This is a genomic window from Sphingobium sp. LMC3-1-1.1, from assembly GCF_040676285.1.
In the GTDB taxonomy this organism is placed as follows: Bacteria; Pseudomonadota; Alphaproteobacteria; order Sphingomonadales; family Sphingomonadaceae; genus Sphingobium.
In genome coordinates, this window is the sequence record NZ_JBEGHQ010000001.1 from 17,901 (window position 1) to 32,839 (window position 14,939).

General features: G+C 62.9%; 13 protein-coding genes. 4 read left to right on the forward strand and 9 right to left on the reverse strand.

Features of this window, described 5'->3' with window-relative positions; genetic code table 11:
• Positions 1-3: 3 nt before the first annotated feature.
• The 8 genes from MRBLMC3_RS00110 to MRBLMC3_RS00145 all read right to left on the reverse strand — a co-directional run bounded on the left by MRBLMC3_RS00110 (position 4) and on the right by MRBLMC3_RS00145 (position 7,432).
• A complete protein-coding gene (locus MRBLMC3_RS00110) occupies positions 4-699 on the reverse strand; it encodes a YoaK family protein (protein WP_363824900.1) in 696 nt (231 codons plus the stop codon).
• A 99-nt stretch (positions 700-798) separates the two neighbouring features.
• Entirely contained in the window at positions 799-2,160 is a 1,362-nt protein-coding gene (locus tag MRBLMC3_RS00115) for an alginate export family protein (RefSeq protein WP_363824902.1), read from the reverse strand.
• The gene (locus tag MRBLMC3_RS00120) at positions 2,153-2,581 is read right to left on the reverse strand and encodes a DoxX family protein (protein WP_363824904.1); all 429 of its coding nucleotides are present in this window, start codon (positions 2,579-2,581) and stop codon (positions 2,153-2,155) included. Before MRBLMC3_RS00120 ends, MRBLMC3_RS00115 begins: the two co-directional genes overlap by 8 nt.
• The gene (locus MRBLMC3_RS00125) at positions 2,578-3,486 is read right to left on the reverse strand and encodes a VOC family protein (RefSeq protein WP_363735609.1); all 909 of its coding nucleotides are present in this window, start codon (positions 3,484-3,486) and stop codon (positions 2,578-2,580) included. Before MRBLMC3_RS00125 ends, MRBLMC3_RS00120 begins: the two co-directional genes overlap by 4 nt.
• A gap of 161 nt (positions 3,487-3,647) precedes the next feature.
• Positions 3,648-5,576 carry an amidohydrolase gene (locus MRBLMC3_RS00130; RefSeq protein WP_363824906.1) on the reverse strand — a complete coding sequence of 643 codons (1,929 nt, stop codon included), beginning with the start codon at positions 5,574-5,576 and terminating at the stop codon, positions 3,648-3,650.
• Complete coding sequence (locus tag MRBLMC3_RS00135) at positions 5,573-5,821, reverse strand: XapX domain-containing protein (RefSeq protein WP_363824908.1); 249 nt, start codon at positions 5,819-5,821, stop codon at positions 5,573-5,575. Before MRBLMC3_RS00135 ends, MRBLMC3_RS00130 begins: the two co-directional genes overlap by 4 nt.
• A 24-nt stretch (positions 5,822-5,845) precedes the next feature.
• Positions 5,846-6,685, reverse strand: a complete 840-nt coding sequence (locus MRBLMC3_RS00140) for an alpha/beta fold hydrolase (RefSeq protein WP_133651620.1) — start codon at positions 6,683-6,685, stop codon at positions 5,846-5,848.
• Between the two features lie 87 nt (positions 6,686-6,772).
• Positions 6,773-7,432 (reverse strand): isochorismatase family protein, encoded by a 660-nt coding sequence (locus MRBLMC3_RS00145; protein WP_363824910.1) that lies wholly within the window; start codon positions 7,430-7,432, stop codon positions 6,773-6,775.
• Between the two features lie 265 nt (positions 7,433-7,697).
• Between MRBLMC3_RS00145 and MRBLMC3_RS00150 the strand changes: the two genes are divergently transcribed.
• From MRBLMC3_RS00150 to MRBLMC3_RS00165, 4 genes are all read left to right on the forward strand, one after another.
• Complete coding sequence (locus MRBLMC3_RS00150) at positions 7,698-9,467, forward strand: tetratricopeptide repeat-containing sulfotransferase family protein (protein ID WP_363826560.1); 1,770 nt, start codon at positions 7,698-7,700, stop codon at positions 9,465-9,467.
• Positions 9,468-9,598: 131 nt separating this feature from the next.
• A complete protein-coding gene (locus tag MRBLMC3_RS00155) occupies positions 9,599-12,016 on the forward strand; it encodes a TonB-dependent receptor (RefSeq protein WP_363824913.1) in 2,418 nt (805 codons plus the stop codon).
• A gap of 97 nt (positions 12,017-12,113) precedes the next feature.
• A complete protein-coding gene (locus MRBLMC3_RS00160; protein WP_363735614.1) occupies positions 12,114-12,677 on the forward strand; it encodes a MarR family winged helix-turn-helix transcriptional regulator in 564 nt (187 codons plus the stop codon).
• A 146-nt stretch (positions 12,678-12,823) separates the two neighbouring features.
• On the forward strand, positions 12,824-14,044 hold the full coding sequence (locus tag MRBLMC3_RS00165) for a cytochrome P450 (RefSeq protein WP_363824915.1): 1,221 nt from the start codon (positions 12,824-12,826) through the stop codon (positions 14,042-14,044).
• A gap of 92 nt (positions 14,045-14,136) precedes the next feature.
• On the opposite strand, the gene MRBLMC3_RS00170 is transcribed toward MRBLMC3_RS00165, so the two are convergent.
• Positions 14,137-14,937: an AraC family transcriptional regulator gene (locus MRBLMC3_RS00170; RefSeq protein WP_166666287.1), complete on the reverse strand. Its 801-nt coding sequence runs from the start codon at positions 14,935-14,937 to the stop codon at positions 14,137-14,139.
• Between the last annotated feature and the right edge of the window lie 2 nt (positions 14,938-14,939).

A 14,939-nucleotide genomic window follows, 5' to 3' on the forward strand; every position in this document is an offset into this window, starting at 1 on the left:
GGATCAGAGTGGCCTGGCGGCGGCGGGGTGAAGCATGCAGGCGATCGTGCCTGCGAAGATCAGCGTGCCGGCAAGAATGAGCGGGGCAACCAGTCCGCCATGGGTGACGAGATAGGCACCGATGGCGGCGCCAAGGAAGATCGCCGCCACACTGCCGATGCGCCGTGCCCAGTTCGGATTGGTTCCGCCAGCAAGGCCGGAATCAGCCGCGAGGCCGGTGATCGTGAGCGTGAGGACGGTCGTGGTGAGGTCCGGCACCTTGAGCTGACGGATGGTCGCATTGCGAAAGCCCATGGCGAGCCCGGTCAGCGCGATGATGATGTTGACGCTGGAGCCGGGGGACTGTGTCGCCACGTCGAAGCCGATGGCGACAGCGGCTGCAATCCAGAGCAGCGCGGCCTCGATGGAGGCGGCGATGAACAGCCACCGGCGAAGGGGCGAGCCCATATGGTGTTTGCCCACGCGTCCGGCGATCAGCGCGCCGACCATGAACGCTGCAATGGCGAAGACATAGGGGGCAACCCTGAACCCTGGCGTGTCGCTCGCGGCGAAGCCGAGGAAGGCGATGTTGCCTGTCATGTTCGCCGTGAAGACCTTGCCAAGGCCGAGCACCGATATGGCGTCGACGAGCCCCGTCGTCACGGAGAGGAGCAGCAGCAGCCAGGGCAAGGGCGATGTGGCGGTTTTGTCGGCGGTCATGACTGTCTCCCTTGGATGTCCATGCCTGCGTCTACCGGCAACCGCGCTGTTGATGCAGTCGAATAAGATAGATGCCGTCGTTCGATAAAATGGAAAAGATCAGAACCGGAAATTGCTTTCCAGGCCAAGCATCCTGATCGTCCTGGCGGGACCGGTTTCGCGGATGAAATCCCCCGGCGCAAAGGCCGACAAGGATGCCGACAATTCCCACTCAGCCGTCGCCTGCCATGCGATCGTCGCTTCGGCTTCCTTGCCGATAAATCGCGCCGCGCTCCCGTTTACGGGGCGGATCAGCTTGCCGGGAATGTCGTAGACGCCATCCGCAATGCTGTACCGCCAATAGGCCGTCGCGGCGAGGCTGAACGAAACGCCGCCGCCCAATGTGCCGCTGACGCGAGGATTGATGTTGATGATATTGGTCGGTCCGACTGGCGAAAGCTCGCCGAAATATTTTCCCTTGGGAAACAGCGCGTTGAAGGTGCCGATCTTGCCGTCATGGGCTTTGCCATCGCCGCTGACGACATTGACGCGCAGGGTGGCGTCCGGCGCGGTGGGGAGCGTTGGAAAACTGTGCCCGATCTCAGTGCCGAGCGTCCAGGCGGCGATCCGCTGCCCCTCGAAATGGCCGAATTGCGCCACACCCTCGATATTCCAGTGCCAGTCGCCCCGCACCCCATGGGAGCGCAGACCGATGCTGTGGCGGACTTCGCTGCCCTCCAGCCCACCAAAGCGTGCAAGCCGGTTTCGATAGCCGAGATAGTAGATGTCCAGTTCAGGCAGGGTCGCATAGGCGCCCCACAACGCCTTGTTCCGGGAGGTCGCGTCGTCGAAGCTGCCGGGACCGGGCTGGACGGGCCGCATGGTCAGAAGGCTGATCTTGGCGCGCCCGATCGTCACGTCTGCGCGTGCACCATCGAAGGCGAGCGGCACGTTGGGGCCATATCGCGTCCCGACCAACCGCTCCGTGCCGAGCGACAGCATCTGACGCCCGGCGCGCAGCGTGACCGGGCCGAGATCGAGTTCGCCAAATCCCTGAAGCAGATCAGCCCGCGTCTGATCGATCGGGCTGGCGGATGGCGAGACGCCGACGGCGTAGGCGAGGATCGGCTGAACGAAGGCGCGCGCCTTGCCCAGATGCAGATCGGCATAGGGCAATGCGCGCAGCCATAGATACTGGTCGTCAGGGGAGTTCGCCCCGCCCCAGAGATTGTCGTGATAATCCTCGCTGCGGGCGCGCAATTCGATGCCGGTCGTGACCCAGCTGTCCTGGCCCAACGGGATATATTTGAACGGACCGGTCCAGTGATGCGCGCGCTTCTCCGCATCGGCGAGGTCGAACCAGTCCTCATCATAGCGCGTGATGCTGAGCGTGGGTGCCTGCCATGCTTCGCGTTGCTGGGCGCTGGCGGGCGCCACGGTGGCTCCTGCCAGCAGCCCCGCAGCGATGATCAACCTAAGCACGGCGTCGGTCCCGCTCGGCGACAAGTGCAACGAGGACGAAGCCGCCGATCAGGCCGATATGTTCGAAGAACGCATTGGTCGCCATGAAGCGTTCCTGACCCGGGGGCATCGCCCAGAAGGCGTTGGCGGTGAAGGCGGCCAGCAGCGTGAAGACGCCCAGCATGCCTGCGCCCAGCCAGATGAAGCGCCCGGTCAGGATCAGGATCGGCCCCGCAATCTCTACGCCAATGGTCAGCGCTGCCCAGAAAACAGGCGGGCTCATGCCGAAATGCGCCTGTTCGGCGACGGCGGACGGCCAATCGGTCGCTTTGACGATGCCGCCCAGAAGATAGGCCCCGACCAGCGCCAGACGGGCCAGGAACCATGTGGGGCGCCAATCGAGGATGGCATCGACGAAGCGGGGTTCCTTCACGCCGATCATGGCTTCACCGGCGCGTGGATCTCGGCAATATAGCCGCCGGGGAAGCGGACGATCGCGGCCTGGCGGTCACCCTCGTCATGCGCGGGAACGAGCGTTTCGACACCAGCCGCCGTCGCCCTGGCAAGGGTCGCGGGCAGATCGCCGACCTCATAACCTGTCATGTCGCGGCCATAGGGCCAGGGAAGCTGCCCGTCCGATACGATCACGCTCATCTTGCCATAGCCCGACGTCATGCGGATGCGGCGATAGCTCTTGCCCGGCTGGCCGATCTCCGCGCCCGGCGCCGCCTTGTCGTCGGAGGTCACCGTCGCATGGGCGAAGCCGCGCCACTGCTTCACGAACTGGTCTGCGGCATCGGCGGTCAGGTAGATGCGGTTTTCCGGCACGGTGGCGAGGGCGGGATAGCTTGGCCTGGTCGTGTGCCAGTAGAGCTGCATGTTCACGCCGCCCGCCCACTGCACCACGACGTCGCGGCCGATGGGGTCGGGAAAGCTGGTGATGAGGCGCGTCGCGCCATGCCGCATCGCGGAGGCGACCGCGGCATCCAGGTCGGTCACGAGATAGCCGGTACGCTCGGCGCCGAACGGCGCGGGGATTGGGGTGAGGAAGCCGAAGGCCGAGACGGTGCCGGCCGGTGTCAGTGCGAGCTGCGACTTCGTCTTGCTGTCGGTCGGCGTGACCTGAAACACACCCTGTTTGCTCGTCGTGCCCCCGAAGGTGGCGGTGAAGCTGGTGACGAAGCGGTCGAAATCCTCCGGCGCGACATAAACATGGGTGGTGTCATATTGCGGACCGACGGCGAAGTCGGTGGTGGATTGCGGTGAGGGTGCCGTGGTTTGTCCAGGCGCGGCGACAGGGCTGATGGCGACCAGGGCGGTTGCCACCATGAGGGCGATGCGGGTCATATCAGTATCTCCGTAGAGTGTTGTTCGGCGTGCGATGAGGTCGCGAAGACTGTCTACGCACTCGTTGATATCCGAACTATCCGAATAAAATCGGACATCGTGTTCCAGAATATAGAAAGATAAAATGGCGCCCCTCCGGTCGGGGAGGGGCGCTGTTGCAATCAGACGGCCCAGCAGCCGCAGCCCATCACGCCCCAAAAGCTCTGGACGTCCGAGGCCGGTACGTTCGCGCCCAGTGCCGCGGCATGATCATGGCCATGAACGTTGCAGGACGAGGCGCAGCCGCAGGCCGACGCCATCGTCCTGGCGCTTTCATCCCGCCGCCAATGGCCGCCGAATGTCGCGACCGGCGACCAGTCAGGCATGGCCTTTGGCGCTTGCGGCGCGAGCGGGCCGAAGGTGCCTTCGCCATAGACGATCCTGCCGCCCAGCACGGTCAGCACCGAACGGAGATGCGCAATCTCGCTTTCCGGCACGCTGAAATAATCGTCGGAAAGCAAGGCAAGGTCCGCCAGTTGCCCGGCCTTGATCTGCCCCTTCTTGCCGACCTCGTTCGAGAACCATGTGTTCTTCTCGGTCCAGAGGCGCAGCGCCGTCTCGCGGTCGAGCCGGTTGCGGGTCGGATAGAGCGCCAGGCCGCCCACGGTTTTCGAGGTCACCAGCCAGCTCAGCGACACCCAGGGATTGTAGCTGGCGACGCGGGTGGCATCGGTGCCCGCACCCACGGGCAGGCCGGCATCCATCATCCGTTTGATCGGCGGCGTCGCCTCGGCGGCCTTGGCGCCGTAGCGCTCGACGAAATATTCGCCCTGGAACGCCATGCGGTGCTGCACCGCGATGCCGCCGCCCAGCGCGGCGATCCGGTCGATGTTGCGATCGCTGATCGTTTCGGCATGGTCGAAGAACCAATTGAGGCCCTTCAGGGGAATGTCGCGGTTCACCTTCTCGAAAACGTCGAGCGCGCGGGAGATGGTCTGGTCATAGGTGGCGTGGAGACGCCAGGGCCAGCGGCGCTCGGCAAGCAGGCGGATGACGGGTTCGAGATCGCCTTCCATCTCCGGCGGCATGTCGGGACGGGCGACGCGGAAGTCCTCGAAGTCGGCGGCCGAATAGACCAGCATCTCGCCCGCGCCATTGTGGCGGTAGCTGTCGTCGCCATCGCCCGGCTTGATCTGCGTCGACCAGGTCGCGAAATCCTTGAGCTCCTCCTTCGGCTTTTGCGTGAAGAGGTTGTAGGCGATGCGCAGGGTCAGATCGCCATCCTTGTGCAGCTTTTCGATCACTTCATAATCGTCGGGATAATTTTGCGACCCGCCGCCCGCATCGATCACGCTGGTGACGCCCAGCGAGTTCAGCTCGCGCATGAAATGCTTCGTCGAATTGAGTTGATAGTCCTGCGGCAGCTTCGGCCCCTTCGCCAGCGTCGAATAGAGGATGGTGGCATTGGGCTGGGCGAGCAGCAGCCCCGTGGGGTTGCCCTGCGCATCGCGGACGATCTCGCCGCCCGGTGGATTGGGCGTGTCCTTCGTATAGCCGACCGCCCGCAGCGCAGCCGCGTTGAGCAGGGCGCGGTCGTAGAGGTGGAGGATGAAGACGGGCGTGTCCGGCGCGGCGGCGTTGATCTCCGCGATGGTGGGCAGGCGCTTTTCCGCGAACTGATGTTCGGTAAAGCCCCCCACCACGCGCACCCACTGCGGCGGCGGCGTATTTTCTGCCTGCTTCTTCAGCATGGCCATGGCGTCGGCGAGCGTGGGCACGCCTTCCCAGCGCAATTCCATATTATAGTTCAGCCCGCCGCGGATGACGTGGATGTGGCTGTCGATGAGGCCGGGGATCAGGCGCCGGCCGCCGGCGTCGATGACGCGGGCATTGGGTGCGGCGGCGGCGCGGACTTCCTGTTCCGTACCGACAGCGAGAAATTTCCCGCCCCGGATCGCCACTGCCTCCGCCTGAGGGTTCTCGCGGTCAAGGGTCGTGACCTTGGCGTTGGTAAGGATGAGGTCGGTCTGGGTCATGGCGAAGCTTTCCGTGACAAGGGGAAGGGCGGTCGCGGCTGCGGCGCCGGCGAGCAACTGGCGGCGGTTCATCATGCGTCGCGCTTTCCGTGCATGGGAAGTTCGCCCAGCACATGATGGACGCAGTCCTGTCGCACGAAGCGGGTCAGTTCGGGAAGGCTGGCCATGCGCCTGGCGACCGGGAGCAGCTGTTCACCCAGCAGGATTCCCGCCAGCCCCACGAGCGCAATGACCGGCGGCGCCGGAGAACGGACGCCCATGAGGCTGTAGACGATCCCGACGATCAGGCCGGCGCCCAGGGAGAGGATATAGGCTTTCATGTCGGTTCTCCGGCGTTGGCTGGGTCAGGCCTGGATGAAGGCGAGGATGTCGGCGTTCAGCACGTCGGCGTTCACCGTCAGCATGCCGTGCGAAAAGCCTTCATAGATTTTGAGCGTGGCGTCCGGCAGGATTTCAGCCTGGAGCAGGCCGGCGTTCCTGTAGGGCACGACCTGGTCGTCGTCGCCATGCAGCACCAGCGTGGGCACGCTGATCGCCTTCAGGTCATCGGTCTGGTCGGTTTCGGAAAAGGCCTTGATGCCCTGATAATGAGCGAGCGCGCTGCCCATCATGCCCTGGCGCCACCAATTGTCGATGACGGCGGGCTTCACGTCCGCGCCCTCACGGTTGAAGCCGTAAAAGGGCCCCGAGGCGACATCGCGGAAGAATTGCGAGCGGTTGGCGGCAAGGCCGGCGCGCAGGCCATCGAATACATCCATGGGAAGGCCACCGGGATAGCGATCGGTCTTCAGCATGATCGGGGGGACAGCGCTCACCAGCACCGCCTTGGCGACGCGGCCCTGCGGAATGCCGAAGCGGGCGACATAGGCCGCGACTTCGCCGCCGCCGGTCGAGTGACCGATGTGGATGGCGTTGCGCAGGTCGAGATGCTCGGCAACCGCAGCAGCGTCTGCGGCATAATGGTCCATGTCATGTCCGAAATCGACCTGAGCCGAACGGCCATGGCCGCGGCGGTCATGGGCAACGACGCGATAGCCCTTCGACAGGAAGAACAGCATCTGCGCGTCCCAGTCATCGGACGAGAGTGGCCAACCGTGATGGAACATGATGGGCTGAGCGTCCTTGCTGCCCCAGTCCTTGTAGAAGATTTGCGTGCCGTCGGCGGTGGTGATGAAGCTGGTCATGGCGGGTTCCTTTATACGGTAAGGGTAGCGGGATGGCGGCCGAACGCGGGGAAGGGGGATGTGCCCGGCCGCCGGGAGGCCGGGGCCTTAGTGGGCGCCCTCGGAAGCGTTGAACATGGTCTTGGCGTAGGTGATGCCCAGGCCATAGGCGCCGCCCCACTTCTTCGCGAAGCCGGTCGTCATGTCGTAGGTTTCCGTCCGGGCCCAGTCGCGCTGCAGCTCGAGAAGATATTGGAGGGAGGTCATCGGCTTGGCGCCCAGCTGGATCATCCGCTCGACGGCGCGCTCATGCGCCTCTTCGGAGATGTCACCGCAGGCGTCGGAGATGAAGTAGACGTCGAAGCCCTGATCGATCGCCGAGGCGACGGGGCCGACGATGCAGACCGAGGTCCACAGCCCTGCAAAGATGATGCGTTCCTTGCCGATCCGGTTGACCTCGTCGATGACGGCAGCATCTTCCCAACTGTTCATCGAAGTGCGGTCGAGCAGCGGCTGACCGGGGAAAGCGTCGGTGATCTCGCTGAACATCGGGCCGGAGAAGCTGTCGACGGCAACCGTGGTCAGGATTGTCGAGACGTTGAAGCCGGCAGCTGCATTCGCGACCAGGGCGGCGTTGTTGCGCAGCAGTTCGGTCGGGATCGACTTGGTGGCAAAAGCCATCTGCGACTGAAAATCAATCATGACAAGGGTGTGGTCGCTGGGGTTGATCAGGGATTTTCCGGGGGTCGGGGTCGCTTTGATGGTCATGTCGGTCTCCAATCGAAATTTCCTACACTCGGGTCGTTCCAGTGTGATTGGAGGTTTAGCGGGAGAGATTTCTGCTGCGCAGCCTGATAAAATATGCCCCATCGTTCGATTTATTCGAATGATGCAATTCCGGAAGCGGCCGATTCTGTTGATCTTCCGGTTCTTGTGGATCGGCAACGGGGGTGGCCCTGCTTGCCAGAACAGCTTGTCGGCCAATTTACTCGCTGCTTGCTAAGTCGCGGCCGGCTTGACATTTCTATATGCGATGCGGGGCGAAACCTATCATGCTGTGCGGCGATTGCTGGCGCAGGACGCTGGACAGGCGTTGGCGCGCTGCGGGGATTTGCTGAAGGACGATCCCCAGGATGCCGAGGCGCACCGCCTGGCCGCTCGCGCCCTGCGTGCGCTGAAGCGGGACGGCGAGGCTGAACGGCACGAACTTGCGGCGATCGACGCCGCTGCGGCTGACGATGCGTTGCAGCAGGCGGCGATCGCCCTGCGGGACAACCGGCTGCATCTGGCCGAACCGATCCTGCGCGGGCGGCTCAAGGACAATCCGTTCGATGTTGCGGCGATCCGCATGCTGGCGGAACTGGCCGGCCGGATCGGGCGCAACGCCGATGCGGAAAATCTGCTGCGCCGCGCGCTGGAACTGGCTCCCGGCTTCACCGCCGCCCGCGTCAATCTGGCGACGGCCCTGCACCGCCAGAACAAGACGGCGGAGGCGCTGGCGGAACTGGACCGGCTGCAGGATGCGCTGCAGGGCCGGGTCAATCCCGCTTATGCCAATCTGCGCGCGGCGGTGCTGGGACGGCTGGGTGACTTCGATGAAGCCATCGCGCTCTACGAGGATATGGTGCGCCGGGTTCCAGGCCAGCCGAAAATCTGGATGAGCTATGGCCATGCGCTCAAGACGGTGGGGCGCACGGCGGACAGCGTTGCCGCCTATCGCCGCGCCACGGCACTGCGACCGGCCTTTGGCGAAGCCTGGTGGAGCATAGCCAATCTGAAAACGGAGCCATTTGATGCGGCCGACCTGGCCGCCATGGAAGGCGCGCTGCATGATGCGCAGGCCAGCGTCGAGGATCGCTTCCACCTGCATTTCGCGTTGGGCAAGGCGTTGAGCGACCGAAGCGAAGCCGAAAACGCCTTCACTCATTATGCGGAGGCAAACAGGCTGCGCCGTACCGCCCAGCCTTATGAGGCGGCGCGCACCAGCCGGATGGTCGATGCGGTGATCGGCCTGTCGACGCCGGATTTCTTTGCCGAGCGGCAGGACATGGGCTGTCCGGCGCCCGATCCGATCTTCATCATCGGGCTGCCCCGCGCCGGCTCCACGCTGATCGAACAGATCCTCTCCAGTCACAGTCAGGTGGAAGGGACGATGGAACTGCCCGATTTGCCGGCCCTTGTCGCGGAGCTGCGGCAGGAGGGCGACTGGCCGACCATGATGGGCGACCTCAACCCCGCCCGCCTGCCCGCGCTGGGGGAGGCCTATATGGAGCGCACCCGCATCCAGCGACGCAAAGGGCTTCCCTATTTCATCGACAAGCTGCCCAATAACTGGCTGCATGTCGGCCTGATCCAGTTGATCCTGCCCCATGCGCGGATCATCGATGCGCGGCGCCATCCGCTCGATTGCGGCTATTCCAATTTCCGCCAACATTTCGCGCGGGGACAGGCATTCAGCTATGATCTTGGCGATATCGGCCAATATTATGCCGATTATGTCCGGCTGATGGCGCATTTCGACATGGTGCTGCCCGGACGCATCCATCGTGTCGTCCATGAGCAGCTGCTGGACGATCCGGAAGGGAAAGTCCGCGCGCTGCTCGCCGCGCTGGGCCTGCCGTTCGAGGAGGCGTGCCTGCGCTTCCATGAGAACCGCCGCGCCGTAAGGACCGCGAGCAGCGAGCAGGTGCGCCGGCCGATCAATCGCGATGGAGAGGGCCAGTGGCGCGCCGTCGAAGCGCGGCTCCAACCGCTGGTCGCGGCGCTTGGTCCGGTGCTGGACAGCTATCCCGATGCGCCCTGATCGTGGCTTTCGGGTAACAATCGACTGAAAAAGCGCATGATTGCCGGAGCGCAATGATTTTTCGTTGCGCCCGCCCGACAGATGATGACAGTTTCGCTCCAGAAACTCGTGCACCTGTGGGGAGGTAGCCGATGTCAAAATATGTTCGGTTGATCGAATTTTCGTCTGCGCTTCTGGCCACGACGGCCATCGCATTTCCAGCATGGGCACAGGAAAGCGCGCAGGGGGCGGGCGCGGACAGCGATGTGATCGTCGTCACCGCCCAGCGCCGCGAAGAGCGATTGCAGGACGTGCCGATCAGCATCAACGCGCTGGGGCAGGCCAAGCTGGAACAGGCCAATGCCAAGGCGCTGGACGATTATGCCAAGCTGTTGCCCAGCGTGTCCATCCAGTCCTTCGGCCCCAGCCAGGCGCAGGTCTTCTTCCGCGGCGTGGCGACGGGCTCTGGCGGGCCGCCGCTGCATATCGGGCCGCTGCCGACCAGCAGCACCTATGTCGATGAAATCCCCGTCACGACGATCGGTGGCATGGTCGACGTCCATCTCTACGACATTTCGCGGATCGAGGCGCTGGCCGGGCCGCAGGGCACGCTGTTCGGCGCAAGCTCGCTGTCGGGGACGCTGCGCATCATCACCAACCGCCCCGAACTGGGCAAGACGACCGGCAGCATCGACCTGCAGGTCAACAAGTTCGGCAAGGGCGATTTCGGCGGATCGGCGGAAGGCTATATCAACCTGCCGGTCAGCGACAATGCCGCGTTGCGCGTCGTCGGCTTCTATGACCGGACCGGCGGCTATATCGACAATATTCCCGGCACGCGCACCTTCACGCTGGACGATAACGACCCGGCGACCGAGAAAACAGTGAGTAACACTGATAAGCCGGGTTTGGTCAAAAACGATTATAACGACGTCGAAACCTATGGTGGCCGCGCCGCGCTGCGCGTCGACCTTGACGACAACTGGACGGTCACGCCGCAATTTCTCTATCAGAGCCAGATCGCCCATGGCGGCTTCTTCTATGATCCCAGAAAGGGCTATCTGAAGGTCACCGATTATCTGCCCAGCCGCAACAAGGATCGCTGGTGGCAGGCGGCGCTGACCATCCAGGGCAAGCTCAGCGATTGGGATGTCACCTATTCGGGCGGCTATTTCGAGCGCAAGGTCGATAATATCGCCGACTATTCCTATTATTCGGTGGCGTACGACAGTTACACCTATGTCGACGACAATGGCGTGACGCAGCCGGGTTTTGCCACCTATTTCCCCGACGGCAATGGCGGTTTCCTCGACCCGACGCAAACCGCGCACCAGAATGACAAATATACCAAGTTCACCCAGGAATTGCGGGTCAACTCGCCCACAGACATGCCCTTCCGCCTGGCCACGGGCATGTTCATGCAGGTCCAGACGGACAAGATCCGCGCCGACTATCAGACCGTGGGCATCAGCCAGATTCCGACGCCGATCTGGCTGACCCCCTTTCCCAATAGCGACACCGTGTTCCTGACCCGCGTCAAGCGCAAGGATCGCGACTATGCGATGTTCGCGCAGGGCGAATATGACATCCTGCCTCACGTCACGCTGATCGCAGGCGTGCGCGGCTATATCGCGGACAACACGATCTACGGTTTTTCCGGGACCAACAGCGCCGGCAACACCGATCCCGCCTTTTGCCTGCCAACGAACATCCCGGACGTGCCCTGCGCCAACGTTCACAAGAAACAGGTCGAGAACGGCGTCATCTGGCGCGGCGGCATCAAATGGCAGGTTAGCCCCGATGTCATGCTTTACGGCACCGTGTCGCGCGGCTACCGGCCCGGCGGCAACAACCGGCGACCGGGGGTCAATCCGTTCAAGTCGGACAAGCTCGACAATTTCGAACTGGGCTGGAAAACCCATTTCGGGCGGATTTATTTCAACGGCGCCGCCTTCTACCAGAAATGGCGTGACCTTCAGTTCGGGCTGGTGCCGGTGGGGCAGAATGGCGTCACCAACACCTATAATGCGGGTAATGCGCGCATCTATGGCGTGGAGGGCGACCTGTCCGCGCGCTGGGGCGGCCTGACCCTGTCGACCAGCGCCACCTATGTCGATGCGCAACTGACCAGCGATTTTTGCCAGGTCGACCCCGTCACCAAGAATATCATTTGCGTCCCCGGCACGCCGCCGGCGGCCGCCAAGGGCACGCGTTTGCCGATCATGCCCCGTTTCAAGGGATCGGCAACCGCGCGTTATGAATGGCCGCTGGGGTCGATGACAGCCTTCGTGCAGGGATCTGTGTCCCATCAGGGCGGCACGCGCACCTTCCTGACCGATGCGGATTATGCGGCGGTGGGTCCGACCAGGCCCTTCACCACGGCGGATTTTTCGATCGGCACCCATTGGGACCATATGCGGATCGAGGCCTTTATCCAGAATGCCTTCTCCAGCCATGGCGCGCTTGGCAAGAACACCATCTGCGCGACTGAGATTTGCGGCTTCTCTGCACGGACCTATCCCACCAAGCCACAATTTTTCGGGCTGAAATTCGGATATGATTTCGATTAGAGCGCCGGGGTTCAGAGGGGTGTAGTGATCTCGTCAGTTCCGTCTGGTGAATGAATGGGCGCGTGCGTTCCGCCCATCGGATTGATTATGATCCCGAATGGATCAGAACTATTCCGGACCAGCGATGATGAATGATACACCTGCCAAGGCCGTCGAAGCGGGCACGGAGTTCTACGGCAATCTGCTTCCTCACATCGATGCGCGCATGATCGCACCGATGTGGCACATCTTCACGCTTGGCCATATCGTGGCGACGGATCTGGACCGTATTGCGCGGCGGTTTGAACTGAGCATCGCAGATATTCACTTGCTTGGGACGGTCCGCATCGACCAGGCGCAGCCGTTGCGCGCGATCGATCTCGCGCGTGTCCTCAATGTGTCGCAGGCCACCTTGTCCGCCCGGATCGAACGGCTCGTCCGTGCGGGGCTCCTCACAAAGTCGCGGCTGTCAGACGACAAGCGGGCCTTCGCGCTCCGCCTGACCGAGACGGGAGAGCGCATTGCAGACATGTCCGTCGACACCTTCTTGCGGGATGCCAAACTCGTACACGCGCTTTCGCGGCTTTCTGCGGATGATCTTGGCGCCTTCACCCGTATCATCGGCAGGCTGCACCATGAACTCGACCGGATAATTACACCCGGAATGCCTGAAACTACTTAACCCCTTTACATAATGCTACTCTTACAAGCCATCGCACGCTGGTAGAGGCCCATGTGCCGCGCTTCGAACAGCCAGTCATTTGGCCGAAGAGTTGCTGCGGGAAGCGCGCCGCCGAGCCGGAGCCAGTTGCAAGCAGGAAGGCAAGTATGAACTCAACCGTAGCACTCCCGCAGGAGCAGGTGCCAGCCGACCGGATCGTGGACGTGGACATGCTGGCTGTGCCGGGTGGCGCCCAGGACGCGCAAAAGGCCTGGCGGGCGCTTGGCAGCAAATATGGGCTGATCTGGACGCCGCGGCAAAAGGGTCACTGGATCGCGACGAACGGAGCGGTGGTTGAGCAGATTTACCGTTCGCCCGATCTGTTTTCCAGCAGCGTGCCGAACCTGCCGCCGGAACCGCTTCCGTTCAAGTTCCGACCTTTGCAACTGGATGGTCACGAACACCGCGTTTTTCGCGCCATCATTGATCCGGCGCTCAGGCCGGCAGCGGTGCAAAGCTACGCCGTGCGCGCGCGGAAACTTGCCATCGACCTGATAGAGGGGTTTTGGCCGACCGGCGAATGCGAGTTCGTGGCCGATTTCGCGCTGGTCATGCCGCTGTCAGTCTTCCTGTGGATGGTGGATTTGCCCATGGAGGACCGGGCCATGCTCCAGCGCTGGGTGCATGCCGCCACGCGCGGCAAGACCCGACAGGCAATCGAAGAAGCCAATATCAGCATGTTCGGTTATGTGTCTCAGCGCCTGGCGGAACGCCGGGCGAAGCCGGGCGACGACATCTTATCTCAGGTGATACGGGCGGAGGTGGATGGCCGTCCACTTTCCGAGGAGGAGCAACTTGGCACCAGCGTGCTGCTTATGGCCGCGGGATTGGATACAGTGGCGGCCATGATGTCCTTCGTGATGCACTATCTCGCGCGGCACCCCGCAGTTCGGCGCTGGATCATGGAAAACCCCAGCCAGGTGTCGGTTGCGACAGAAGAGTTGATGCGCAGGCATGGCGTGGCCAACAACACCCGTACCGCCACTCAGGATGTCGAGATCGATGGAGTCATGGTCCACAAGGGCGAGCATGTTCTGCTTCCCAATTGTGTTCACGGGCTCGATGAAAACCTCTTTCCCAATCCGGAGGAGATCGACTTTGCCCGCAAGCCTGGGCTGACGGGTACGTTCGGTTTTGGCCCCCATCGCTGCGCCGGGGCCAATCTGGCTCGGATGGAAATGCGTATTCTCCTTCAGGAATGGCTGTCGCGCATTCCTGACTTCGAGGTGGATCCCAAATATCCTGTCATTCATCAGACCGCGCAAGTGAACGGCATCGAAATGCTGCCACTAAGGTGGGAGACGGGATCGGGTCGTCGCTCGCGCTGATTTCGCGTACATTGGCCCTTCCTCTCGGGAGTCGGGTCTCCGCCCACGCCGGGGTGGGTTAACTGCTCACATGAAATCGCGACGAAATCCGTCTACGGACGCCGCACCCCACCAAGCCTTGCGCCGGCATAATTGCCTGGCGTGTGCCCCGTGTTCTTCTTGAACATGGCGATGAACGCGCTCGGACTGTCATATCCGAGCTGAAACGCGATGGTGGCGACTGGCGTGCCCGCCTCCAGCGCGCGAACCGCGAGATCCACGTGCAGTTCCTGTCGCCAGGCTGAGAAGGACTTGCCGACTTCCTTCTGGAACAGGCGGCTCAGCGTTCGGTGGCTCGCGCCCACTTGCTTGCCCCATTGCTCTATCGTCAGGCGGCGTTCCGGCTCGGCGAGCAATGCATTGACGAGGCGCAACAATCGGGGGTCTCGCGGAAGGGGCGAGGCGTTTGCGGGTGAACGAGAGGATGCAAGCTCATCGACAAGCACCCCGGCCATGCGGGCTTGCCTGCCTTCGTCTCCTTCATCTTGCGAAGGGCCACCGCTGAACCGCAGAAGCAGTTCCCGCACCAGGGGGTTGATCTGAAACAATTCGGTCCTGTCCGGCAGGTCCGATGACAGGTCAGGATCCAGATACACGCACCCGAATCGCGCGAGCACGCCGGCACGCACGCAGTGCGCGACTCCGCTGGGTATCCAGGTTACGGATCCGGGCGGGACGACCAGATTGCCGGCGTCGGACTCGATCTCCACAAAGCCTGACACCGTATAAAGCAGTTGCGCTTTCGCATGACTGTGCGAGCGGTCGGCGCGGGATTCGTCGGTCCTGACCTGAAATCCCAAAACCGGCCTGGCAATGGTGTCAGGGTAATGCAGATCAAAAGAGTTCGACGTCACGC